The sequence below is a fragment of the Thiocystis violascens DSM 198 genome (assembly GCF_000227745.2).
GTDB lineage: Bacteria > Pseudomonadota > Gammaproteobacteria > Chromatiales > Chromatiaceae > Chromatium > Chromatium violascens.
The window spans coordinates 2,568,559-2,592,658 of record NC_018012.1 but is presented as its reverse complement, the minus strand read 5'-3'; the positions used below and the strand labels follow the sequence as shown (position 1 = coordinate 2,592,658).

At 62.5% G+C, this 24,100-nt stretch carries 23 protein-coding genes and 1 tRNA gene; 6 read left to right on the top strand and 18 right to left on the bottom strand.

Annotation, left to right across the window (positions count from 1 at the left end; all coding sequences use genetic code 11):
* Positions 1–4: 4 nt before the first annotated feature.
* From THIVI_RS11475 to THIVI_RS11425, 11 genes are all read right to left on the bottom strand, one after another.
* A complete protein-coding gene (locus tag THIVI_RS11475) occupies positions 5–268 on the bottom strand; it encodes a hypothetical protein (protein WP_014778762.1) in 264 nt (87 codons plus the stop codon).
* Entirely contained in the window at positions 265–1,314 is a 1,050-nt protein-coding gene (locus THIVI_RS11470) for a coiled-coil domain-containing protein (RefSeq protein ID WP_083845745.1), read from the bottom strand. Before THIVI_RS11470 ends, THIVI_RS11475 begins: the two co-directional genes overlap by 4 nt.
* Before the next feature lie 84 nt (positions 1,315–1,398).
* The gene (locus tag THIVI_RS11465; protein ID WP_014778760.1) at positions 1,399–1,758 is read right to left on the bottom strand and encodes a LuxR C-terminal-related transcriptional regulator; all 360 of its coding nucleotides are present in this window, start codon (positions 1,756–1,758) and stop codon (positions 1,399–1,401) included.
* 422 nt (positions 1,759–2,180) lie between these two features.
* Positions 2,181–5,162, bottom strand: coding sequence for a PriCT-2 domain-containing protein (locus THIVI_RS22790; RefSeq protein WP_014778759.1), 2,982 nt, complete (start codon positions 5,160–5,162; stop codon positions 2,181–2,183).
* Positions 5,159–5,425, bottom strand: a complete 267-nt coding sequence (locus THIVI_RS11450; protein WP_014778758.1) for a hypothetical protein — start codon at positions 5,423–5,425, stop codon at positions 5,159–5,161. The genes THIVI_RS22790 and THIVI_RS11450 overlap by 4 nt, the downstream gene beginning before the upstream one ends.
* Complete coding sequence (locus tag THIVI_RS11445; RefSeq protein WP_014778757.1) at positions 5,422–5,739, bottom strand: hypothetical protein; 318 nt, start codon at positions 5,737–5,739, stop codon at positions 5,422–5,424. Before THIVI_RS11445 ends, THIVI_RS11450 begins: the two co-directional genes overlap by 4 nt.
* Before the next feature lie 117 nt (positions 5,740–5,856).
* Positions 5,857–6,234: a hypothetical protein gene (locus THIVI_RS11440; RefSeq protein ID WP_014778756.1), complete on the bottom strand. Its 378-nt coding sequence runs from the start codon at positions 6,232–6,234 to the stop codon at positions 5,857–5,859.
* 15 nt (positions 6,235–6,249) lie between these two features.
* A complete protein-coding gene (locus THIVI_RS23685; RefSeq protein ID WP_014778755.1) occupies positions 6,250–6,456 on the bottom strand; it encodes a helix-turn-helix transcriptional regulator in 207 nt (68 codons plus the stop codon).
* A 115-nt stretch (positions 6,457–6,571) separates the two neighbouring features.
* Positions 6,572–7,246, bottom strand: a complete 675-nt coding sequence (locus tag THIVI_RS11435; RefSeq protein ID WP_014778754.1) for a hypothetical protein — start codon at positions 7,244–7,246, stop codon at positions 6,572–6,574.
* Between the two features lie 80 nt (positions 7,247–7,326).
* The gene (locus THIVI_RS11430; protein WP_014778753.1) at positions 7,327–8,568 is read right to left on the bottom strand and encodes a tyrosine-type recombinase/integrase; all 1,242 of its coding nucleotides are present in this window, start codon (positions 8,566–8,568) and stop codon (positions 7,327–7,329) included.
* A gap of 134 nt (positions 8,569–8,702) precedes the next feature.
* Positions 8,703–8,779, bottom strand: a tRNA-Arg gene (locus THIVI_RS11425).
* A 204-nt stretch (positions 8,780–8,983) separates the two neighbouring features.
* Between THIVI_RS11425 and ppsR the strand changes: the two genes are divergently transcribed.
* The 4 genes from ppsR (at position 8,984) to THIVI_RS11405 (ending at position 13,489) form a co-directional block, all read left to right on the top strand.
* The gene (gene ppsR, locus THIVI_RS11420; protein WP_014778752.1) at positions 8,984–10,366 is read left to right on the top strand and encodes a transcriptional regulator PpsR; all 1,383 of its coding nucleotides are present in this window, start codon (positions 8,984–8,986) and stop codon (positions 10,364–10,366) included.
* 16 nt (positions 10,367–10,382) lie between these two features.
* Positions 10,383–12,545: a GAF domain-containing protein gene (locus THIVI_RS11415; RefSeq protein WP_014778751.1), complete on the top strand. Its 2,163-nt coding sequence runs from the start codon at positions 10,383–10,385 to the stop codon at positions 12,543–12,545.
* Positions 12,546–12,725: 180 nt separating this feature from the next.
* Positions 12,726–13,061: an SET domain-containing protein gene (locus THIVI_RS11410; RefSeq protein ID WP_014778750.1), complete on the top strand. Its 336-nt coding sequence runs from the start codon at positions 12,726–12,728 to the stop codon at positions 13,059–13,061.
* Positions 13,062–13,132: 71 nt separating this feature from the next.
* Complete coding sequence (locus THIVI_RS11405) at positions 13,133–13,489, top strand: hypothetical protein (RefSeq protein WP_014778749.1); 357 nt, start codon at positions 13,133–13,135, stop codon at positions 13,487–13,489.
* A gap of 20 nt (positions 13,490–13,509) precedes the next feature.
* Here the strand turns inward: THIVI_RS11405 and THIVI_RS11400 are convergent, their stop codons facing one another.
* The 7 genes from THIVI_RS11400 to metK all read right to left on the bottom strand — a co-directional run bounded on the left by THIVI_RS11400 (position 13,510) and on the right by metK (position 20,685).
* The gene (locus THIVI_RS11400; RefSeq protein WP_014778748.1) at positions 13,510–13,974 is read right to left on the bottom strand and encodes an EVE domain-containing protein; all 465 of its coding nucleotides are present in this window, start codon (positions 13,972–13,974) and stop codon (positions 13,510–13,512) included.
* A 61-nt stretch (positions 13,975–14,035) separates the two neighbouring features.
* A complete protein-coding gene (locus THIVI_RS11395) occupies positions 14,036–16,186 on the bottom strand; it encodes a methyl-accepting chemotaxis protein (RefSeq protein ID WP_041446959.1) in 2,151 nt (716 codons plus the stop codon).
* Positions 16,187–16,921: 735 nt separating this feature from the next.
* Complete coding sequence (locus THIVI_RS11390) at positions 16,922–17,569, bottom strand: DUF6928 family protein (RefSeq protein WP_014778746.1); 648 nt, start codon at positions 17,567–17,569, stop codon at positions 16,922–16,924.
* Between the two features lie 76 nt (positions 17,570–17,645).
* Positions 17,646–18,392: a YfbM family protein gene (locus THIVI_RS11385; protein WP_217160883.1), complete on the bottom strand. Its 747-nt coding sequence runs from the start codon at positions 18,390–18,392 to the stop codon at positions 17,646–17,648.
* A gap of 7 nt (positions 18,393–18,399) precedes the next feature.
* Complete coding sequence (locus THIVI_RS11380) at positions 18,400–18,756, bottom strand: hypothetical protein (protein ID WP_041446958.1); 357 nt, start codon at positions 18,754–18,756, stop codon at positions 18,400–18,402.
* Positions 18,757–18,887: 131 nt separating this feature from the next.
* Positions 18,888–19,292: a DUF4259 domain-containing protein gene (locus tag THIVI_RS11375; RefSeq protein ID WP_014778743.1), complete on the bottom strand. Its 405-nt coding sequence runs from the start codon at positions 19,290–19,292 to the stop codon at positions 18,888–18,890.
* 202 nt (positions 19,293–19,494) lie between these two features.
* Complete coding sequence (gene metK, locus THIVI_RS11370) at positions 19,495–20,685, bottom strand: methionine adenosyltransferase (RefSeq protein ID WP_014778742.1); 1,191 nt, start codon at positions 20,683–20,685, stop codon at positions 19,495–19,497.
* Positions 20,686–21,113: 428 nt separating this feature from the next.
* Here metK and THIVI_RS11365 point away from each other — a divergent pair, with 428 nt between their 5' ends.
* The gene (locus tag THIVI_RS11365; protein ID WP_041446957.1) at positions 21,114–21,671 is read left to right on the top strand and encodes a thioredoxin family protein; all 558 of its coding nucleotides are present in this window, start codon (positions 21,114–21,116) and stop codon (positions 21,669–21,671) included.
* Positions 21,672–22,026: 355 nt separating this feature from the next.
* Positions 22,027–24,033 (top strand): transketolase, encoded by a 2,007-nt coding sequence (tkt, locus tag THIVI_RS11360; RefSeq protein ID WP_014778740.1) that lies wholly within the window; start codon positions 22,027–22,029, stop codon positions 24,031–24,033.
* The last annotated feature ends 67 nt before the right edge of the window (positions 24,034–24,100 follow it).

The following is a 24,100-nucleotide window of genomic DNA, read 5'->3' as shown; positions in this document are numbered from 1 at the left end:
CGGTTCACTCCCATTCGCACCGCTCGCCGTCTCCCATCGCCCCCAGTTCGCGCGCCAGATCGGCGAGGGTGCCGGGATAGACTTCATGACTAGCGCCTCCCGGTTGCCCGACACTCCCCGCGGTTCGCCGACGCAGAATGACGAAATCGCCGGGGCGATCATGCCAGCGCCGGGACGGCTCGCGCTTGCGCAAGACCGCGCCTTGCCGTTCCAGGGCGGCGATCACCCTGGAAATCAGCACGAACTCGGGAACGCGGACCACATTCATTCGGGCAACCGCAATCCGGCCTGACGATAGCGGGAGCGCTCGCGCTCGGTCGCACGTTCGCGATAAGCGGGATCGTCGATCAGATCCAGGCCGGGGCCGGTGATCCTGAGCGATTGCCGGGCGGCGGGGTCGGTCAACGCCTTCACTTGGCGGGCTAGATCCGGCTCGGTGCCCTCGGTGAGCTTGGCCAGGCCCAACAGGGAACCGCGCACCTCAAACAGCCGTTCGGCGGTCGCGCGGAAGTCCTGGATGGTCCGGTCCAGTTCGGCGCGGACCTGCCAGGCGAACGCAATCCGGCCTTGGCTTTCCAGGTCGGCCACGCGCGCACGTTCAACCGCTCGCCGGTCTTCCAGTCCACGCACCAACAGCCCCGCGCGCCGGGCTTGCTCGGTGGCGCTGGCATGGTTCGTTTGCGCGGCGGCTCGCCGTTTTTCCAGCGCGCTCAGTTCGCCTTGAACCGCTTCGCCGAGCGCGGATTTGGCGAGAAGCGCGGCAAGCTGTTCGTCCAGCGCGTCAACCGGGGCGCGATCCGGGGCTGGGTGGGCGCGGTGTTCGTCGATCAGGCGATCCAGACGGGAAACCTCGACGCGCGCGGCCTCGATCTGGTCTTGGAGCGTCAGCAGGTCGGACAGCGAACCGCCACACAGCGCCAGGCGATCCTGTTCCAGGGCGCGGCGTTGGATGGAGAGGGCTTCGTCGCGTTGTTGGCAGGCGTTCAGCCGCGTCTGCGCCTCCGCTTCCAGGCGGCGGGCCGCGTTTACCGCGCGGTCGCGGTCGGCTTCCTGGGCGATGTACTCGGGGTTGGTGCCGGGGGTCTTGGGTGCCTCGCGTTCGATCTGGGCGATAGCTTGGCGTTCCTGTTCGCGGGCTTGAGCGCGGTCGGCTTCGGCGGTGTCCCTCGCGTCGCTATTGACGCGGATCTGTTCGTCCAGGGCGGCAAGTTGCGCGGTCAGTTGAGCATGGCGCGACAGCAGCGCCGGGAGTGCGGGGGTTTTCATGGCGGATGTGTCCGGTTGAGGGCGAATGGGGTTGGCGGTCGGTTTCATGCGTTGGGTCTCGGTGTGGCGGCTTGGACGGTGGCGGTTCGTGCTTTCTTGTCCATGTACGAATGATCCGGGCTGAAACTGAGGTTAAAGCGCGCGCCGTTTCAGTACCGCGCGAACAGTGGACTCCGCGATGCCAAGCTGGCGGGCGATGGCGCGCTTGGTTTCGCCTGACTGAAACCGCCGCAGGATGCTGGCGTCACGATCGTCCGCGATCATTGGCGGGCGATCTGGCACGATTGGCAAACGCTCCCGCTCCAAGGCGAGCAAGCGGGCTTCCAGGGCATCCAGACGCGCCGCCAAGCGATCCAGACTGACCGGGGGCGGCGATCCTTCCAGGGCGATCAACGCCCGCTGAAAGACGGCTGCCATGCTTTCCCCCGGTTGGGTCAGGGTGCGTAGGCGCTCCAGGGCGTCGGCAGGTAAACGAAAGGACGTGGGTTTCATGGTCGGTATCGCGTTGACGGTGTAGCCCCAAGGTAGCGCGACCCGTCAACGCGGGGCAGGGAGACGTAGTGCAGGGGTAGTGCGGCGATTGGCGAGGTTAGCTTGAATTGGTCTCATGGTATGCGGCCGTTTCTCTATCTTGCAGCCGCGCCAGCATCGTTATCTCATGTGCCAGCATCATCATTGCAGTACGGATAGCGTTTGGATGTCTGCCTTTTTCTCGGTTACGCCTCCAGTGCTCAGAAAGGTCCGCTATTTCGTCAAGCTTCTCAATTATCGCGTCATGATGTGCTTGCATTTCGCTCATTGTCATTTTGGACCTCTGCCAGCGCCAGCAACCGCGCGGATGTCTGTCTGCGCGGTTGCTGGTCAGCGCTTTCGTACACTTTGCTCCGGTTTTTTTTTGGAACAAAGTTTTGCCTTTAACTCCTCCGATCCTTCCGGTACGCGGGCTCAATCCCTCCGGAGACTCCTCCGGACTCCTCCGATTCCTCCGGCTCACTCCTCCGGAAGGTGATCCAGCTATACGGCTCTTCCCAGTTTTGGCGCAGCCGAAGCCCGATCAGGTGCGTCGCGCGCGTCGTGGCGTCTCGGCTTTTTTTGACCGAATAGCCAAGGTGTTCGGCGATGTCGGACGCCACATCCGAGAATTTACGGATCGCGACAGGGTGGCTCCTCCCGGTTTCGTCGCACCACTGAAGGTAATGCGGATACAGGCGAACCTCTGAATACTCGTAGCCTCCGCCGTAAGCGGGCTTCTTGGATCCGATCTGCACCCCGATCTTGTCGTCTACCACTGGCGTACAGTTTTCCAGCATCCATTCCGCAACCGAGTTTCCCGCGGCCATCCCGAGCAGGTTTTCGGCGGCGACACGTTGCGGCGGCGAGGCGAGACGCGCGCGGATGTCGTCCACGGGCATCTCAAGCAGCCAGCGAATCAAGCCAGGGATCTCGGCATGCAAGACGGCTTCCTCGCCTCCCTTGCTCATCCATGCGGCTTTTTCGTGCGGCGTGGCCGAATAGGGAAACCGAACGGTCAGGCGGCGACGCTCTAACCCGCTGGTCGCGTCGGTCGCGATAATCGGCTCGTTGGTCGCCATCAAGACCAGACCGCGAAACACAAACGATCCGGATTGCTGAACGTGTTTGCGCTCCATCGGGATATGATCCCCGCCGGTAATGGCTTTGAGCACATCAACGGTCCCGCCGTACTTCCCCGCCTCATTCACCATGCACAGCCGCTTCCCGTAGAGCAACGCCGTCTCGAAGGGGCGGTTCTCCAGCCTCGCTAAATCCGTCACCGCGACGTTGCGGATTCCGACCAGCGCGGCGGCGAGACGCTGGAACGTCCCCTTGCCCGATCCTCCGCGACCGATCAGGGTCAGGAAATACTGAAGCGGTAGACCTCGGATCAGCGCCGCCAGCCACGCGCGGAGGAGTTCCACGGTCTCGGGGTCTTGGCCGTCTACCGAGCGCAGCAACCATGCCTTGACCGCCGGGCAATCGGCTTGCTTGTCATAGTTCCAGGGCAAGACCCAATTGAGCGCAAAGCGCGGCGTCGCCGGGGTCAGCGTGCCCGATTCCAGATTCAACAGACCATTGGCGAAGGGCACTACATTGGGCGGCCAGTTGGGCGCTGGCAAAATCCCGCGTCGTTGGATGATGGTGGTGATCCCGGCCAGATAGGCGACGCGATACCCAATCGGGCGCGTTCCCTCCTCGACCGCATCGGCGATCAACTTCTCGGCGGGTGCGGCATTCAGAAGCGGCTCCCAGTGCGTCACCTGCCACGTCATCCACGCGCCCGCGTCCGCGTCCCATGCGAGGCGTCCGACCAGATGCGCGGCAATCGCGGCGGCGGCCTGGGAGTCGATCAGGCGTCTCATGGGGCCGTTGTCCGGCTCATACGTCAGGCATCCCCGAAACGATTCGCCCGATTTCTGAGAGGTTCCGGAGGAGTCCCGGAGGGATTGAACCCGCGTACCGGAAGGATCTTTAGAAGTTCCGGAGGAGTCCCGGAGGGATTGAACCCGCGTACCGGAAGGATCGGAAGGATTTTTACTTTTTTTGGCTGAAGAATTTTCTTGAATGCATGTACTGTTTTTCGCCTCTGAAATCGCCCCCTCGATCTGGCGCCACACGGGTTCCAGACCGCTTGCCTGGTGCAAATCGTTGAAGTCGGTCGCGCCCTCGGGGCGGTCGGGGCCGAAGTCGGGGGCCGCCAGCGCCGCGCCCACAGACTTTGCCGCGCTCGCAACCTTGGGATCCGGTTTGCCGGTTTTCTTGTCCAGATCGGCCAGCAGCAGCAGGGGCGCCTGGGGATAGCGCGCCCGCATCGCCTGCAAGACCTTGGGGACGTTCCCGAGCGATAGCGCCGCAATGAGGGGGCGTCCGGTCGCGGCCTTTGCGGAAAGCGCCGTCGCCACGCCTTCGGCGATCAGCAGGGCGAAGCCGTCGCCGGGATCGTCCTGCAGAAACTGCGCCGCCCAATACCCGCCGGTCTTGGTGCCCCTCCCCGTCAACGCTGTCTTGCGTCCGTCGCCGTCGATCAGTTCGAGACTCGACAGATGCGGGCGTCCGTCGATCTGGATCGGCGCGACCAGCAGCGGGCCTTGCAGCCTCGCGCCGCGGGATTGCGGGTGATACCCCAGCAGGATGGCCGCCTCGTTCGCGTCGATCTGTAGCAGCTTCTCGGTCGGGGCGATGCCCTTCCTGACGAGGTACGGGTGGTTGGGGTCAGCCGGGCTTGATGCGGTCCAGACCGACAGCGCCCGGCGGGCGGTTTCGGCTTGCTCGCGGGCCAGATCCTCGGCCGCTTTTCGGGCTTGCTCGTCGGCTTGGCGCTTGCGTTCGGCGATCTCTTCAGGTGTTGGTGGCGGTAGCGGGTCGCGGTCGCGCCAGCCGTTTTGCTTGGCCTCGTGAAAGAGCGTTCCGAGCTTGACCTTGCCGGTGGCCGTGAAGGATTTCCACACGTCGCGGGCATCGGCGGCGTTGTAGGCGTCCGCCGCCTGGGACCAGTTCTCCCAGAGTTCGCGCCCGGCCTCGCCGATCTCGCTCTTGATCGCCATGCCCATCTTGATCCAGGTGTCGCGGTCATCCGGGGGGACGCAAAATAAGGCGTCGCGGATGCGTTCCAGGTCTTCGCCGATGCGTGGCGCGCGCTGGGCCTTGGCTGGATGAGGCGTGGGTGTGCCCTTGGCGCTGGTCTCAAACGCCAGCGGCTCAGACGGTTCGCCATCGGCGGCGAGTTCTTGGAAGTACGCAGCAAGCGGCGGCGTCTCGTGGGCGGCCTCTGGGGTGCTTGGCATGTGCGCGGCGAGGTTGGCGCGGATCTCGGGGGGGAGATTGGCGCGGGTCTTTGATGAGGGGGCTTTCGCCCCTCCGGTTTGAGGGGCGGCGGTCATGACTGTTCACCCCGATCTTTGTTGATCGCTGGATGCGTGTGCCCGGCCCTGTCTTTGGCGGCTTTTATTTCTGCATCAAGCTCTGAACGAAGGCTGTCCAGTTCTTTACCCGCGGCGTCGATCTTGCGACTCATGACCAAGCCGAATAGCCCTTGAGACATGAGAATGTACTTGACCGTCCAGAGAGGTAAACGATCAATGTGTCTCGGGTCTTCCAACCAAGTTAGTGCGTGAATCTTGAGCTGATTCAGTATGCCGATCATGACAACGCCTCCGGTCCCGCTTGGGCTTCCAGGGCAACCGTCAGGCGGCGGTTTTCGTCGGTCAGTTGCGCGACCAGGGCGGCGATTAAGCGAGCCTGTTGACGGATCGACGCGGCGGCGGCGTCTACATGGACTGCTTCAATGCTGAGTCCGTGAAAGTTTGCCGTGTCGCCATGGACCGCCAGCAGGTCAGATAAGCCGGTCACCATCCGCAAGGCTTCGTCCAGCAGATCGGTCAAGGTGGAATTGGGATAGGCCAGGGCATCGAAGACGCGCCGGGCAAGTTGGTCGTGTGCGGGGTTTCGGTTGTTCATGTGTCGGTCTCCAAGGGAAGGGACCGATCGCAAGGCGGGGCAGAGGCGCGGACGGCGGGCGGGTGCGGACGCACTGACCCATAGGCTATACTTGTCCATGCCGGTGCTCGGATCGTCTTAGCGGTCGGAGCTTGACGCCGAATCCCCGGCAAGGGATTCGGCGACGGCACAGAGTAAACGGGTCGGGGAACCCAAATCAAGCGCCTCGGTGGTCTCGCGGACCAGCGGGGCGTTTTCTTTTGGGGGTCGCCTCCGCTTGTTCCTGAAGTATTTCTTGTCGAATGCGCTCAGGATCTGGCGTCTACGTTGATTCAGCCATTCCAGTTCCAGCGCGGCGGTCGGGTCAGGCGCTCCGTCTGCCTCCGTTAGAATGATGTGTTCGCGCAGGTCGATCCCTCCGAGTCCAAACGTAGTTTCAAGCCAGTTCATGCGGTTTTGCTGTTCCGTTGTGGGGCGCGTGGCGCTGGCTGGTTTCGCGTGGGTTGGGTCTGTCATGGGGCGTCCCTCTCTCTAAGCAGCGGACGGGCGCGAATTGGCCCATTCGTCGATTTCGCTCTCTCGCCAGCCAACAGCGCGAAGGGACAACTTGACCGATTTTGGGAATTGCCCGCGATTCATCAGCAGATAGACGCTGGATCGGCTCATGCCGATGCGCGCGGCAACCTCTGGCAGTCGCAGGATTCGGGCCGTTGCGGGGGGTTGTGTGTTTGCCTTCATTAAGTCGTCTCGCTGTGGTGTTGAACATTGCGGGACGATAGTAGGCGGGCTTGCTTGAGATGCGTCCTCATGAGGATCGATAAGAATCCTCGCGAGCGTCGTGAGGATTGCGGGGTTATTTCTTGCGGTCGTTAATCGCCTCGGGGCACCGCTTCAGGTGCCGGGCGATGGTGCCCGCATCCAAATGCGATCCAAGTTCATCGGTCAGCTTTTCAATGACGCTGCCAGCGGCTTCATGTCGTGTAATGTCGATCTTGGCTTCACTCGCAAGCGCCGCGATGATGATCAGCAGCGTTTGACGCTCTATGTTGCGAAGGGGTCTATCGATTGCATCGGGCGCGGGCGCGAGCGCGGGCAATTTGTCCTTGACAAACCCGTCAATGCTCGGCTCTTCGGGCGGTGTCGCCATGCGTAACCCGTGCGAATTGTATGCCCACATATCCAGATCAGACGCGAAAAACAGGGATTCAAGCTGCATTGGCGTGGCGGAATACATCCGGGTTATCGGATCTCTATGGCGTATCTCGCAATACAAAACGGCATCATCCAACGCACGGATGAACCGCTCATAGCAAATCGGGAGAGTCTTATCGATTATCGCGCCAGATCCGGCGGGCGATAGACAAAAGAAATATGGGACAAGCCAAAGCGGGATCAGGTTTGTTTTTATCGCGGTATTGAATTCGCTACCGAACGTATTGTCTTCCAGTCGTTTCATTGATTCATGCAGACAACGGCGACTAAGGTCGGGTGGTTCATCGTGAGATACGGTAATCTTCTCTTCAGCCATGGCCGAACCTCTCTCTAGGTTGGTGGTGGTCAAAGCCTCGGGGCGGATGGTGCCGTCTCGGGGCTTGTTGCTGTCTGGGGCTATCCCGCCTTCTTGAACGCCACGACGTTACCGCCTGCCTTGACTCCATCCAGGTAATTCGACCATGCCTGCATCATCAGCTTGCGCGACTCAAGGTGGGAAGTGCGGTTGTAACTTCTGCCGTTGGGATCTCGCACGGCATGGGCTAATTGGTGCTCGATGAAGTCGGGACGGAAGCCCAACACCTCATCCAGGATGGTGCGGGCCATCGCTCGGAAGCCGTGCCCGCTCATCTCGTCCTTGGGGATGCCCAATCGACGCAGGGCGGCGAGGAGGGCGTTATCGGACATCGGGCGATCCGCGCCCCGCGCGGACGGAAAGGCATAACGCCCGCGTCCGGTGAGCGGGTGAAGGTCCGTCAGGATGGCGACGGCCTGAGTCGAGAGCGGAACGATGTGATCCTGGTCGGTCTTGGTGACGCGGTAGCGCCATTCGGCACGGTCAAGATCGATGTCGGTCCATTCGGCCTTGCGCAACTCGCCGGGGCGAACGAAGACCAACGGTGCCAGCTTCAGCGCCGCGCAAACAGTAGGCGTTCCGGTGTAGCCGTCGATCATCCGTAGCAGTTCGCCCACGCGCGCCGGGTCCGTGATCGATGCGAAGTGCGTCCCTTTCGCCGGCGGGAGCGCGCCGCGCAGATCGCCGGACGGGTCGCGGGTGGCGTATCCGGCGGCGACGGCATACCGGAAGATTTGCCCGGCGGTGCGGATGACCCGGTGGGCCGTGTGCAGCGCTCCACGGGATTCAACACGGCGAGCAGCCGCCAGCAACTCGGGGGCGGCGATCTCGGCAATCGGACGGCTGCCGATCCAGGGGAATAGATCGCGATCCAGGCTGGAAAGGATCTTGCGCTGATAGGTCGCTGCCCAATCGGGCGAAAACTTGCCGTACCACTCCCGACCAACCAATTCAAAACTGTTCCCTGCCAGGATGCGCTTCTCGATCTTGTCGGCCTTGCGGCGGGCGCCGGGATCGATGCCCTGTTGGAGTAGCGCGCGCAGATCGTCGCGGCCTTGCCGGGCTTCGCGTAATCCGGTGGCGGGATACCTCCCGAGTCCTAAGCGTTTCTCCTTGCCATCGAAGCGGTACTTGAAGCGCCAGAGTTTGCCGCCCGTGGGCGCGACTTCCAGGTAAAGCCCCTGCCCATCGAAGAGGCGAAACGGCTTCTCGGTGGGCTTGGCGTTGCGGATCTTGACATCAGTCAGGGGCATTTTTTCGGCGCCGTCCGGGTTTGGGGGCATGGTTCGCGAATCCTGCCCCTGAATGCCCTTGGCTGTCAATGCGCCTTATTGAACGTTACGGAACGAACAGGCAAAGAAAAACCGGCACTTAGGCCGGTTGCGAAAACGTCTCTGGATGGCTTTGGATGGGTATTTGGCGCCCTCGACAGGAATTGAACCTGTGACCTACCGCTTAGGAGGCGATCGCTCTATCCAACTGAGCTACGAGGGCGTTGTGACGAGGTCTCGGGTCGCGACCAAACTCTGGAATTGGCAGTTTATCGCAGGCGGTCCCCAAGGGCTATGCCCCGACCGGAATTGACGGTCGATAAAATTCGTCGCGAAGTGAACGATTTGGGCTGGGTTCGACTCCAACCGATCAGGGCATTTGGTGCGCCGCACCATCCAATCCATTGACGCCGAGCCTTGAGAGACCATGACGACCCGAAACCTGCCACAACCCGATGTGACGCTTTTCCTTGATCGCGAGGGGGTGATTCGTCGCGCCGCGCTATCGACGAGCCTTCCCGGCGAGGGATTGGATGCCTGGGTGGGGCGTCCCTGGTCCGAGACCGTCGAGCCGGAAGGCGGCGAGAGCCTGCGCCAATTGGTCGAGGATGCCGCGATCAGCGGGGTGTCGGCCTTTCGGCAGGTGACGCAGCGCTTTCCGAGCGGGCGTGCGCTGCCGATCGAATATACGGCGGTGCGTCTCGGCGGACAGGCCGGTCTGGTCGCGATCGGCCGCAGCCTGCAGGCCGTGACGGAGCTTCAGTCGCGACTCGTCGAGGCACAGCAGACGATGGAGCGCGATTACTGGAAGCTGCGCGAGGTCGAGACGCGCTATCGGCTGCTGTTTCGCTCCTCGACCGATGCCGTGCTGCTGCTGCGCGCCAGTACGCTCGGGATCGTCGAGGCGAATCCGGTCGCCGCCACGGCTTTGGGCCTGACGCCGCCAGTGACCGCCGCCGGACAGGAGTTTCTGGCAGCACTGCTGCCCGCCGAGCGGGATGCCTTGCAAGCGATGTTGAACCGAGTGGCGGAGCAGGGGCAGGCTCCAGGGATCCTGCTTCAGCTCGGGACGCCGCGCGTGGCCTGGATGGTGCACGCCTCGCTCCTGTCGTCGGAGTCCGGCGCCGTGTATCTCTTGCAGTTGTCGCCGGCCGAGGCGGTCGCGGGCGTGGCGGAGGCGCGCGCCAAGCTGGCGCGAACGCCGCCCCTGGAGGAGTTGCTGGAGCGCCTGCCGGATGGCTTTGCGATCACCGATCGGCTGGGCTTGATCCAACGGGCCAATCAAGGCTGTCTCGATCTGCTGCAGATGCCGACCGAGAGTTCGGTGATCCATGAGACACTCGGGCGCTGGCTCGGCCATCCGGGCGCCGATCTGGCGGTGCTGCTGGCGAATGTGCAGCGCCTGGGCGCGGTGCGGATGTTCGCGACCGTCCTGCATGGCGAACTGGGCACGGAGACGGATGTCGAAATTTCCGCGGCGGGGAATCGGGAGGCCGACCCGGAGTTCGTCGTCGTCCTGATCCGCGCCGTGGGCCGCCGGCTGACGCCACCGCGCCACGCCGATCGGCTGAACGATCGTCTGGGCGCGTTGACCGGGCAGATCGGCAAGCATTCGCTGCGTACGCTGGTGGAGGAGACCGTGGGCGTGGTGGAGCGTTACTATATCGAGGAGGCGCTGGAAGCGACCCGAGGCAACCGGACCGCCACCGCCGAACTGCTTGGATTGAGCCGTCAAAGTCTCTACGTCAAACTGAACCGTTACGGGTTGGATACCGAGTCCGTGCGCGCCGCGCATGGCAATGTTGAATGATGGGAGCCCAGTCCACTTGATTCCTGATGTAGCGTCTTCTCCCGCATTCGGACAGGCGAGCCTGTCGAATTGCGAGCGCGAACAGATTCAGCATGCCGCCTCCATCCAGCCGCGGGGCGCCTTGCTGGTGGTGCGCGAGCCCGCGCTGGATATCGTCCAGGCGAGCGCCAACGCGGGCGATGTGTTCGGTTGCGAGGAGAGTCCGCTCGGCTGGTCGCTCGACGATCTGGGCGGCGGTCTGGAACAGCGTGTCCGCCCGCACCTCAGGCATCCGCTCAGCGTTATTCCCTTGGTGTTGCGCGGCGATGTCGGGCGCTCGCGGCAGGCGTTCGACATCCTTGTGCATCGCCCGCCGGCCGGCGGACTGGTGATCGAGTTCGAACCCGCCGGGCCGGCTGTGGAGCTTTTCGGACCGGTTCAGAGTGCGTTGCAGACCATCATGGATGCCCCCTCGCTTCCCGCGCTCTGCGACGAGAGCGCACGTATCTTCAAGGAGATCGCCGGTTATGATCGGGTCATGGTCTATCGGTTCGACGATGAGGGTCATGGCGAGGTCTTTGCCGAATGCTGCGAACCCGATCAGGAGCCGTATCTCGGAAACCGCTATCCGGACTCGGATATTCCCCAGATCGCGCGCCGTCTCTATGAGCGTAATCGCATCCGTCTTTTGGTCGACGTGGACGACGTCCCGATTCCGCTCCTGCCGAGGCTCTCGCCCCTGACGGGCGAGGATCTGGATATGTCGCTGTGCACGCTACGCAGCCTGTCCCCGATCCATCTTCAGTACCTCCGCAACATGGGCGTCAAGGCAACCCTGGTCGCCTCGCTGTTGGTCGGGGGGCGGCTGTGGGGGATGGTGGCCTGCCATCACCGCACGTCCCGGCCCATGCAATACGAGATCCGTGCCGCGTGCGAGTTGCTGTCGGAGGCGGTTGCGACACGGATCGCGGCACTGGAGAGTTTTGTCCAGGCGCAGGCCGAGATTTCGGTGCGGCGTCTGGAACAGCGCATGATCGAAGGGATCGCGCGCGAGGGCGATTGGACCTCGGCCCTTTTCGATCATCCGCAGTCATTGCTGCAACCGTTAGATGCCGCCGGCGCCGCGCTCTTCTACGATGGCCGGGTACTCACCACCGGCGAGGTTCCAGGGACGCAGGAACTGCGCGGAATCGCGGCCTGGCTGGATGGACAGCCGAGCGCGCCGGTGATGGCCACGGCCGCGCTGGGACGGGAGTCGCCGCGGCTTGCCGCCGTGAAGTCGGTGGCGAGCGGGGTGTTGGCCACCCCGATCTCGAAATGCGTCGGCGAGTATCTGCTCTGGTTTCGTCCCGAGCGCGTCCGTACCGTGACCTGGGCGGGGAATCCGTTCAAGCCGCTTGCTGTGGGGGACGATCCGACCGAATTGTCCCCCCGGCGTTCCTTCAGCCAATGGCATCAGGTGGTCGAGGGCACCTCCAGCCCCTGGACCTCGGCCAATCGAACCACTGCGCGTCTGATCGGCGAGTCGGTCGCGGATGTCATCCAGCAATTCCGGTCGGTGCGGGTGCTGATCGCCCAGGCGCAGCTTGCCCAGGTCCGTTCGCAGATCCAGGTGGCGGATCAGCCGATTCTGATCGCCGCGCCCGATGGCTCGATTCTGCTGGCAACCGAGTCGCTGGAACGGCTTCTGGGGTCGGAGCGCGCGCCGCCCGAGTGTCTCGACGATCTGTTAAGCCGCCTGACGGAGCCGCTCGACCGGGAGCAGCGGGTCAGCGATCTGATGCGTCATCATCGTCCCTGGCGTGGCGAGGTCTGTCTGGCGACCCGCGATCAGGGCGAGCAGCGGTTTTTGCTACGGGCCGATCCGGTGTTCTCCTCGCCCGGGCGGGTGTTGGGATTCGTGTTTCTGCTCACCGATCTGACCGCCCGCAAGGCGGCGGAAGCGGCCCGGCAGCGGTTTCAGGCAGGCATCCTGGAGCAGCAGAAAATCATGCGCACACCCTTGAACTCGACCGCCGATCCCGTGTATCGCAACCTGCTCTCCGCCCTCGTGAACAACGCCCAGCTTGCGGCGCTGGAAGTCACGGATGGCGTCGATCCGGCCCGTGTGCCGGCGATGGTCGATGGGGTACAGACCTCGGTCTCGCGGGCGACCGAGCTGCTCGAACATCTTGTGTGGTATGCGGGGCAGATGAAATAAGGCGATTTTCGTGAAAGATCTTACCCGTAGGAGCCCGCTTGCGGGCGACGGGTGGGGCACACGGAAGGCATGTTGGCGTGTCACGTCGCCCGCAAGCGGGCTCCTACGGGGTTTAGCGCTTGGTATAGTCATTTCCGGAATTCGCCTTAAACCATCTTCCTCGCATTCGAGCAGTCGATCTTGCGCCGCAGTCACGCCCATTCTCCGCTAGCGCGCACGCTCTACACGATGCCGTCGCCGATTCACGGCCAAGGCTGTTTCGCCAGGGTCCGCTTCGAGGTTGGCGAATATATCGGTACCTTTGAAGGCCCGGAAGTCGGACAGGACGGACCCCATGTGCTTTGGCTCTATGATGCCGAGGCCGATGTCCTGATCGGTCGTCGCGGCGACAATCTGCTGCGCTGGCTGAATCACAGCGACCAGCCGAATGCCGAGTTCGACGGTTTCGATCTCCATGCCCGGCGTGCGATTGTGGCGGACGAGGAAATCACCATCGACTATGGGGCCGCTTCATGAGCGGCGCGGGCGGCTCGCGTTCGCGGCGAGCGGCCCCATCTGGTGAGAAACCCTTCAACGGAGTAAAGCCGATGCAAGACCGTCCAGCGATCAAGACCGCGATCCCGAAACGCCGTTATCAGGTGGGCGACCATGGCGCCTCGCTGCTCGGCGAGATCGAGAGCGGGGATGCGCGCGGTTACCGCTACATTCTCGCCCTCGTGCCCCCAGGTCAGCGCGAACCCGTGCTCTATGTCTGCGCCGAGCAGACTCCGCCCGCCGAGCGCGCCGATGGCGCCTATCGACTGCGGGTGGTGAGCGAACTCATGTCCGAGGTGGTCGATACGGACGACCGCTGGGGCGATCTGGACGCCTTTGCCGACCAGGCGCTCAAACTTGGCGCGCAGATGCTTGGGCTTCAGCAGGCGCCGGTCGTCAGGCAGTTGTAGGCCGGACTTGGTATCACGCGCTACTCCAACCCGAGGATGAACTCCCACTGTTCCGGGCTGACCGGCATGATCGAGAGCCGATTGCCCTTGCGCACCAGCGGCATTCCGTCCAGCGCGCCCTGTGCGAATGCCTTGAGTTCCGCGAGCGGGATGGTCCGTTTCAGGTGGCGCGTATAGCGCACGTCCACCAGATACCAGCGCGGTTGGTCCGGGTCGCTTTTGGGGTCGAAATACCTGGCCTCGGGATCGAAAGCGGTCGGGTCGGGGCGGGGCGCGCTTGCGACCTCGGCGATCCCGACGATGCCTGGAAGCTCGCAGTTGGAGTGATAGAAGAGAATCCGGTCGCCGATCCGCATCTGGTCGCGCAGCAGGTTGCGCGCCTGATAATTGCGCACCCCATCCCAGGGTTCGGTTTGGCCGGGGCGCGCTGCCAGGTCATCGAGCCCGAAGGTTTCGGGCTCGGATTTGAAGAGCCAGTCGCTCATACGACTCCTGACGAGAGTTCAACCAAGGTTGCAGCACCAGACGCCTTGCCGGCGGCGCCCCTCAGGCCTTGAAGCGCCCAACGCGCGCGTTCTGCTCAATGGCAAGCTGCTTGAGCGTCTGCGCGGCGCGACTGCTCTCCGTGGCGTCGGTGGACACCTGCTCGACAAGCTGCACGATGGTACTCAGGTTGCGGTCGATCTCCTCGGCGACGGCGGTCTGTTCCTCGGCGGCGCTGGCGATCTGGATGTTCATGTCCTTGATCGAGACCACCGAACTCGCCATGGTCTCGATCGCGTCCGCCGCCTCGGCCACCGCCTCCAAGCTATCCCGAGCCTTGGTTTGACCGGCATCCATGACCTCCACCGCGCTGCGGGTGCCGCTCTGGAGCCGCTCGATCATGTCCTGGATCTCGCGCGTCGAGTCCTGCGTGCGGCCCGCCAGGGTACGCACCTCGTCGGCGACCACGGCGAAGCCGCGGCCCTGCTCGCCGGCGCGCGCGGCTTCGATGGCGGCGTTGAGCGCGAGGAGGTTGGTCTGGCGGGCGATGCCTCCGATCACGTCGAGGATGGTGGTGATCTCGCTGGCGTCGGTGGAGACCCGCGCGATGGCGTCGGTTGCCGACTGGACCTGCTGCGAGAGCATCTGCATGGCGTCCACCGAGCGCGCGACCGCCGTGCGTCCGGCATCGGCCTGCTGGTTGGCCTGCCGGGTCGCCTCGGCGGCATCCGTTGCGTAGCGGGCCACCTCGGCCACGGTGGCGGTCATCTCGTTCATCGCGGTGGCCACCTGATCGGTTTCGGAGTGCTGACGGTTGACGATGTCGGCGCTCCGGTCGCTCGTCGCCGAGAGCTGGTCGGCGGCGCTGGCGACCTGGCGGCCGCCGTCGGCCAATTGATGGATCAACTCCCGGAGTTTGCCCTGAAAGGCGTTGAAGGCACGCGCCAGCTCGGCGAGTTCGTCCCGACCCGAGGCATCGAGGTCGTGCGTGAGGTCGCCTTCGCCATCGGCGATGTCGTGCAGCGCCAGGTTGAGTCGGCGGATGGGGCGCACGATCATGCCGGCGACCACGAGCATGAGACCCACGCCCAGGGCGACGCAGAGGATGGCGACGCCGATCATGATCTTGATGGCGCGCTGCCCGTCCGCGGCGGCGGCGTCCGCCTGAGCCAGGACGTGCGCCATCGGGAGCGTGAGCTGCACGGCCCAGGGGGGGGTGCGCTCGCCGAAGCGAATGGGCGCGACGGCGAGCAGATTACCCTCGTCCTCCTCGACCAGGGCGCGCGCCGCCTGGATGATTTTGAGTTCGTCCTGCCAGTCTCCATGGAGGGCGGAGAGAGGTTTGCCGATCAGTTGCGGCTGGTCGCTGGCGGCGACGATCGCGCCGTTGCTGGCGAGGATGGCGATCTGGGCCGCACCCTCGTAGAGCGCGTTGGCCGTCTTGTCGATCATCTGTTGCAGACGATCGAGGGCGAGATCCACGCCGGCGATGCCCTGGAATTGGTCGTTGATCCGAATGGGGACGACCAGTGAGGTGAGCAGAACCTCTTTCCCCTGGACGGTATAGGCATAGGGATCGATCACATGCTCGATTCCGGTTGTCTTGGGCAGCAGATAGTAGTCGCCGTCGCCGGGGATCTCATAGTTCACCAAGGGTTCGAGGGCGAGCTTGCCGTCCGCGGCGCGGCTCCAATAGGGGATGAGCCGCCCGCTGGCATCGGTGCCCGGCTGGCCGATGAAGTCTGCGTCGCGTCCGTCGAAGGCGTTGGGCTCCCAGGCGGTGTAGACGCCGAGGAAGTCGGGGTGGCCGCGCAGCACGGACTGAAGGATCCGGTCGATCGCCTCGCGGCCGAACTGGCGGACGGTGGACGCCTCGGGCACGCTCGCCGTGGATGTTCCCAGGGGCTCCGCGTCCGAGGGCTCGCGGGTTGGCCTGGCCGGCGGCTCTTCCTTCTGGCTTGGCAGGGTTCCGAGCATCTGCGACAGGACGCGGGCCGCCTGCAGGGCGGGCGCGATGCTCGCCTCGACCTCCTTGGTCCTGGTGAGCGCTCCATCCAGTAAGAGCTGCTTGGCGTTCGAGAGCGCCGCCTGGCGCTGGTGCTCGACCTGCTGCTTGAGAGCCCCGATCGAGTAGAGGGTGAGCGCCGTGCCCAGTAGGACGAGCGAGAGACCCGACCACATGGCGATTTTGAAGCGAAGCGAGCGGAAATTCATGCGACTGAGTTCCTGAGGCTGAGGGGCGGCAAGATCGTTCGGCCGGGTACGCATCGCGCACCCTTGTTCAGGGGTAGCGGATTCGTTCGATACGCGATTCGTTTCTACCATGGCTTCATGGATGAGGAAGCGGCAAAGAACGTCCATCGATCAGGTTCAATGATACGCTGGGACGGTGTGTGCGGTATGGAATTTAGAGAACGTTGGAGCCCTCGCCGGATCGCCTTGTCGGCAATAGCCTGAACCTCATGTGGCAAGGCTCGATAACACACCCAGAAGTCGGGGTTGACGTAGTGGATCAAAGGGAAGTCGTTTGACTTGCCGCATGATCTTGCAATGCCTTACGCGCCAAAGCGTCTAGCTTCCCGGCCTTGGCGTCTTGCTCTCGCCAGATTTGGTCAATGAAAGCGCCTGCCGCTTTGCCTCCGCAGGCAACTGCTCGTACTGCTTGCGGAGATCCTGGAACCTCGCCCCAACAAATCATCCAGGGAATCCGTCTCTCCAGAGACGATCATTTCCCCTGCGGGTGCGACGGTTCGGAATGAGCGCCGCATCATCCTCGGGGATCGTTTTCAAACCGCTTGGAAGGCAATTGATGGGTTTCGTGGCCAATTAGCTTTTGCGCCAAAGATCAGCGTCATCGCATGGTCACTCTACCCACCCTCGCTAACGTTTGGATTCACCAGCCTGCGCGGTATTTCGCGCAGCTCCGGTGGAGTGATGGGTTGGGTCGCGTCACCAGAACTTCCACCACGGCGAGCGGGTGCGCTTGTAGCGAACCAACGGAATCGACTCAGGTTCAAGCAGCGAGGCATCAATATAGCCCTCAAGCTGATAGCCGAACTGGGCTTTCAAAATGGCCTCGCCGAGTTCCAGAGGGTGGAACGGGAGCGGGTAATCATCCATTTCTTCTTGACTATCAACAGTGGGAGGTTCTCCGGACCAGTATGGTTCTTCAAAAGACAGGCGCTGTCCGATGTCCTCCATGATGCCACTATCCGGAGATAGGCTCAGGGAACGCACTAGCTTTCCGTTTGCCCATGTCGCGTACGCAAACCAATCAACCACGCTGTGCATGGCGTGAAGCGTGACCGTTCCATTGCCACCAGCAGCGATGAACCTCTGGGGTAATTTTGAGGGGTAATCGATGCCGAATTCTTTGGCCGCAACAACCGATACTCCCGGAAAGCAACCGATATGCACTTCGTTGTCCGGCGGACATGTGTAGGAAAGATCGCCATCCCCAATTGGTTCGAGTTTCTCGCCAGGGAAGAGGGTATTGGCTAGCTTCTGGGTTGCCTCGCGGTCCAAAGGAGGGCTGCCGGCGAGTGCCTCGCGCACATTCGAGTTTGCAAATACGAGCATCCAAGTCTTCGCGCCCATCGATCAGTTCCTGTAGGTGCAAGAGGCCAAACGTTCGAGCTAAGCGCTCCGCTTGAGCGAGGGGTTAGGCGTCACCTCAGTAGATGTGCACGAGAATAGAGCTTCCTGCTTGTGCAGTTCGATCGAAGTAGGTTCGCATATCCTGGACCATGCTCCATAGTTCTTCGATCTGGCGTTGCCTTTCATTGGGCTCTGAAGCGACCTGCCAGTAGATCTTGGCTGCCTGAATGTCTTGTGCAACATATGCGGCATTCAGCGCCTGTCGCGACGGAGCGGAGAGGAAGTCGGCGACCTCCTTTGACAGCTCCGTGTTTAGTAGCCGCGCTGGTCCATAACCGAGGTCTGGCCCAATCTTGTGACCGCCGGACATGATGAACGCCGAGGGCCACTCGCCTTCCGCATCGCTGCCTGAGAGGAGGTAGTGAAGGATGTGCCAAGCCTGATTGAGTTCCAAGGTCTCGCTCTCCACGACCGGATCGAGTTTCCGTCTCGGGGATGGCTCATCATTTCGGGACTTCCCGAAGATTCTGGACAGGAAACTAGACTTCGTCGGGGGTGGTGCATAGCCCAGAAGGTCGCTTACTGCTTCAGGGAAGACTAGCAAATTCTTGGACTGCTGTTCGGTCAGCCGATACAGGCTGCACAGTATGCTCATGAATTCGGGTCTCCGGACAGATGGAGTGACGCCTAAACGCCGCAGTTCAGCGGCCGCGCGATTGCGCGTCCAGCGCGCCGCATGTGCACAATGAAATGGATCACTTGCGGCGCGCACGCGCCGACCTACCACGGTCTGCTGCAACTGCTTGTTCGGCGTCTGGCACAAGGCCATGTTACTCGGCGCTAACCTCACGGTACTGATTAAATCGTATGACGTCCCCGTGCACTCCGTAGACCATTGCGACCTCATCCGAGGGATTGAACCAGTAACGCATCCAGCCGTTATCCACGCGCATCTCCCAGTTCTCGGTGGCACCATACCGAGCCAAGTAAGCCAATACCTTTTTGTACTTTGCAGCGTCCGTCTCCCTCGCGGTCAGGTCGTCGTACCACGCCGATCGGACGCGATCCGCTTCCGGATAGATCGCAACTGAGAAAGAGATCGTGTCTGCGCGAAAGCAATGCTCGGGGGCCAATTCCTCGACAACTTCCACTTGCAGCCTTTCGAGAAGAAGAAGTCCCTCGCGCAATTCTATTCCAAGCGGGACATGCGGAGTCCGCAGACTAACGTTAGCGAGTGAGCGGAGCATTGTTCGCCTAACGCCCCGCTTCAGCCGCCAGCCCGCCGTAGCGAAGGCGGGACGGTTGGCTGAAGCGATGGTTATGCACTGATTGCGCTCTGTAGTGAGCGGATGGAGTCCAGCCAGTCCTCTGCTCCGCTCTCTTCCCACAGTTCCCGCAGTTCGCTGTTCTCGCCAAGAACTCGTTCAAGGGTGCGCCTGGCTTTAGCGATGAGGGCCGCATCGGGCCTCGCCGAGACCGACTTGACCCACTCGTCAACTTTCTCCGTATAGGAATCTGTTTGCGTTCCCTTCCCGAGTAGCTTCGCCACGACTTCAACTGCTGCGACTGCTTCCGAAGCCTCTGGAGCTTCCAAGTATTCTTCTGCTTCCAAAGCATTATCGAGAGCAGACTCAATCAGCGAGAGGTCGTTGGCATCTTCCAAGCCATGCGCCCAATCATTTGCATCATCGTTGCCGAACGGCTCGTGTGACCATGCACCCAATTTGTTATCTCCCAAGCAAGTAGCAAGTAGATGGGTAGAACGGCCACGCTATGACGCTGCCGATTGACTCGGATGCTCATTGGCCGTGAAACCCATCAACCAGCGCGCCAAATTCTAATTGAACGCCCTTGCAAAACCGGGGCGTTTTTGTGTGGCAGAGTTCGATGGGTTTCGCTCCGCTCTACCCATCCTACAAATCCAATCAGATTCCGGCAGCCTCGCGCAGCATGTCGGCCTTGTCGGTCCGCTCCCAGGTGAAGCCCGGCTCGGTCCGCCCGAAATGACCATAGGCCGCCGTGTCCTGATACTTGATCAGGTCGCGGTTGGTCAGGTCGAGCATCTGCATGATGCCGTAGGGACGCAGGTCGAAATGGGCGCGGATGAGTTCGATGATCCGATGCTCGCTGATCGCGGCGGTGCCGAAGGTGTCGATCGAGACCGAGGTGGGCTCGGCGACGCCGATGGCGTAGGAGACCTGGATCTCGCACTTGTCGGCCAGTCCGGCGGCGACGATGTTCTTGGCGACGTAGCGGCCGGCATAGGCGGCCGAGCGGTCGACCTTGGACGGATCCTTGCCGGAGAAGGCGCCGCCGCCGTGACGGGCCATGCCGCCGTAGGTGTCGACGATGATCTTGCGTCCGGTCAGGCCGCAGTCGCCGACCGGGCCGCCGATGACGAACTTGCCGGTCGGGTTGATGTGGTATTTGGTGCCGGCGTTCAGCCAGCCGGTTTCGGTGAGCACGGGCTTGATGATCTCTTCCATCACGGCCTCGTGCAGCACGCTTTCGCTGACATCCTCGCTGTGCTGGGTGGAGAGGACGACGGCGTCGATCGCGACCGGTTTGCCGTCGCTGTAGCGGATGGTGATCTGCGACTTGGCGTCCGGGCGCAGCCAGGGCAGGGTGCCGTTCTTGCGGACCGCGGCCTGACGCTTGACCAGCCGGTGGGCGTAGTCGATCGGGGCCGGCATCAGCAGGTCGGTTTCGTTGGTGGCGTAGCCGAACATCAGACCCTGATCGCCGGCGCCCTGGGCTTCCTCGGTCGCGCGGTCGACGCCTTGGTTGATGTCTCTGGACTGCTCGCCCAGCGCGATCAGCACGCCGCAGTTGTTGCCGTCGAAACCGCAGTCGGAGTTGTCGTAGCCGATGTCCTTGACGACCCGGCGCACCACCTTCTCATAGTCGATCTTCAGGTCCGCGTCGGTGACGGTGATCTCGCCGGCCAGCATGACGAAGCCGGTCTTGACCAGGGTTTCGCAGGCGACGCGCGCCTTGGCGTGGTTGGGGTCGCGACGATAGATCTCGTCGAGGACGGCGTCGGAAATCTGGTCCGCCATCTTGTCGGGGTGGCCTTCGGAAACGGATTCGGACGTGAAGATGTAATCCTTGCTCATAGGTATCGGTGGCCTGATTCGCGGCGCCACAAGGCGTTGTTGATGAAGCTCCGCATCATACCGGCTCGGTCGGAAGCCGTAAAATCGGGACGGGGGCGAGATGGTTCGAGGGCCTCACCACGAACGGCTTCAGGGACACCACGAGCGGTTTTATGAGCACCACTGTTCATACAGTGACGTTCAAAATGAGATTTGCCGGGGGCGAGTGATGCCGTCTGCTCAGCGATTCTCATTTTGACGTAGGAGCCCGCTTGCGGGCGACGGGGGTTGGCAGACTCAAAGGTCATGTCGCCCGCAAGCGGGCTCCTAGGATGGCGGATGATGCCAAAATGAGAACTGCTGCCGTCTGCTGGACGGGCTTGGAATTCGCGACCATTCCGGTACCATGCGCCGAAGGCTTTTCCTACCTGCTCACTCGGAGGTTTCCCATGGCGTCACTTGAAACTCCTGTCTGCGATTTCGGCAGCCCCGCGCCGAATTTCTCGCTCCCCGGTGTCGACGGCAAGACCTGGACCCGCGACGACTGCAAGGGCGAGCGCGGACTGCTGGTGATGTTCATCTGCAATCACTGTCCTTATGTGCAGGCGGTGCGTGACCGCATCGTCCGCGATGCCAAGGAACTGGCTGCGCTCGGGATCGGTTGCGTGGCGATCATGTCTAATGACGTCAACGATTATCCCGAGGACTCGTTCGAGAACATGCAACGGGTCGCCGAGGAATTCGCGTTTCCCTTTCCTTATCTTTTGGACGAAAGCCAGGCGGTCGCCCGCGCCTATGGGGCCGTCTGCACGCCGGATTTCTTCGGCTATGACGCCAATCTCGGGCTTCAGTACCGGGGACGACTCGACGCCAGCCGCAAGGAAGCTGCGCCCGCCAATGTGCGCCGCGATCTGTTCGAGGCCATGAAACAGGTCGCCGAAACCGGTGCCGGACCGGCCGATCAGATCCCGAGCATGGGTTGTTCGATCAAGTGGCGGGCCGATTGACATCAGCCACGATGTCACGGCGGCGGAAAAGACTGGTTATTTCCGCCGCCAATTCTTAATATTAGGAACTGATAAAATAACTTTTGACGGCATAAGTTTGTTTTGATTCCGGGGTTGCTGTCTTTTAGTCCAGAATGAACGCCTTTTGAAGGCGTCACGGCCAGACAATCTCGTTCGCGTGGTCACCGCCGCGCCAGATCGAAACCCGAGCTCGACGCAGCCGCCAGCCTGACAGACCGTTTTTTCGACGCCGCGTCACCATCCGTCCCAACGCCCGCTGTCATTTCGATGACACTGCCGACGGTCGCGGCCAGCGTAACTTTTTGGTCATTTTCATCACTACCAGGAGGGGCTCATGTCCTCACGTAAAGAACTCGCCAACGCCATTCGGGCGCTTGCCATGGACGCGGTGCAAAAGGCCAATTCCGGCCATCCGGGCGCGCCCATGGGCATGGCGGATATCGCCGAGGTGCTGTGGAACGACTTCATGAACCACAACCCGACGAATCCGGATTGGGCCGACCGCGATCGCTTCGTGTTGTCCAACGGCCACGGCTCGATGCTGATCTACGCCCTCCTGCATCTGACCGGCTACGACCTGGGCATCGAGGATCTGAAGCAGTTCCGTCAACTGCACTCCAGAACCCCAGGCCATCCGGAATACGGCTATGCCCCCGGTGTCGAGACCACGACCGGTCCTCTGGGTCAGGGCATCACCAACGCGGTCGGCATGGCGATTGCCGAAAAGGCGCTGGCGAACCAGTTCAACAAGCCCGGTCACGAGATCGTCGATCACAATACCTATGTGTTCCTGGGCGACGGCTGTCTGATGGAAGGTATCTCGCACGAAGCCTGCTCGCTGGCTGGCGCGCTGGGGCTCGGCAAGCTGGTTGCCATCTATGACGACAACAACATCTCCATCGATGGCGAGGTACGCGGTCACGGCAACACGCCCGGCTGGTTCCTCGACAACACCCCGAAGCGCTTCGAGGCGTATGGCTGGCATGTCATCCCGAAGGTCGACGGCCATGATGCGGAAGCGGTCAAGGCCGCCATCGAGCAGGCGCGCGCGGTCACCGACAAGCCAAGCCTGATCTGCTGCCAGACCATCATCGGTTTCGGCTCGCCGAACAAGCAGGGCAAGGAAGAGTGTCACGGCGCCGCGCTGGGCGATGACGAAATCGCGCTAACCCGCGAGAACCTGGGCTGGAATCACGCACCCTTCGTGATCCCGGAGAGCGTCTATCAGGGCTGGGATGCCAAGGAACGCGGTGCCGCCGCCGAGGCCGAGTGGAATAACAAATTCGCCGCCTACGCCAAGGCGTATCCGACCGAGGCCGCCGAGTTCCAGCGCCGCATGGCCGGCGAGCTACCCGCCGACTGGTCCGCGCAGGCCGATGCCTTCGTCCAGTCCGTGATCGACAAGGGCGAAACCATCGCCTCGCGCAAGGCGTCGCAGAATGCGCTCAACGGTTTCGGCCCGTTGCTGCCCGAACTGCTTGGCGGCTCCGCCGACCTGGCCGGCTCCAACCTGACACTTTGGAAGGGCTGCAAGGGCGTCGGCAAGGGCAGCGAGCCGGGCAACTATGTTTATTACGGCGTGCGCGAGTTTGGCATGTCGGCCATGATGAACGGCATCTCGCTGCATGGCGGCTTCATCCCTTACGGCGCGACCTTCCTGATGTTCTCGGAATACGCCCGGAACGCGCTGCGCATGGCGGCCCTGATGAAGGTGCCTTCGATCTTCGTCTACACTCACGACTCCATCGGTCTGGGCGAGGATGGACCGACCCATCAACCGGTCGAGCAGATCCCGACCCTGCGCATGATCCCCAACATGAGCGTCTGGCGTCCCTGCGACGCGGTCGAGTCGGCGGTTTCCTGGAAGCTCGCCATCGAACGCAAGACCGGTCCGAGCTGTCTGATCTTCTCGCGTCAGAACCTCGCTCACATGGCGCGCAGCGAGGCGCAGATCGCCGACATCGCGCGCGGCGGCTATATCCTGCGCGACTGCGCCGGTACCCCGGATGCGATCATCATCGCGACCGGCTCCGAGGTCGAACTGGCGGTCAAGGCAGCCGAGGCGATGAGCGATAAGCAGATCCGCGTGGTCTCCATGCCCTGCACCAATGCCTTCGATGCTCAGGATGCGGCGTATAAGGAATCCGTGCTACCCAAGGCGGTCACCGCGCGGGTCGCCGTCGAGGCGGCGGTCACCGACGGCTGGTGGAAATATGTCGGTAGCCAGGGCGCGGTGCTGGGCGTTGATCGTTTCGGCGAGTCCGCTCCGGCCGGTCCGCTATTCAAGGAGTTCGGTTTCACCGTCGACAATCTGGTCGCCATGGTGAAGGGCGTTCTCTAACGCGACATCGCGTTGAATCCGTCGGTCGGGTTGGCGTCAGTGCAACCCGACATACCCGACGGCATCG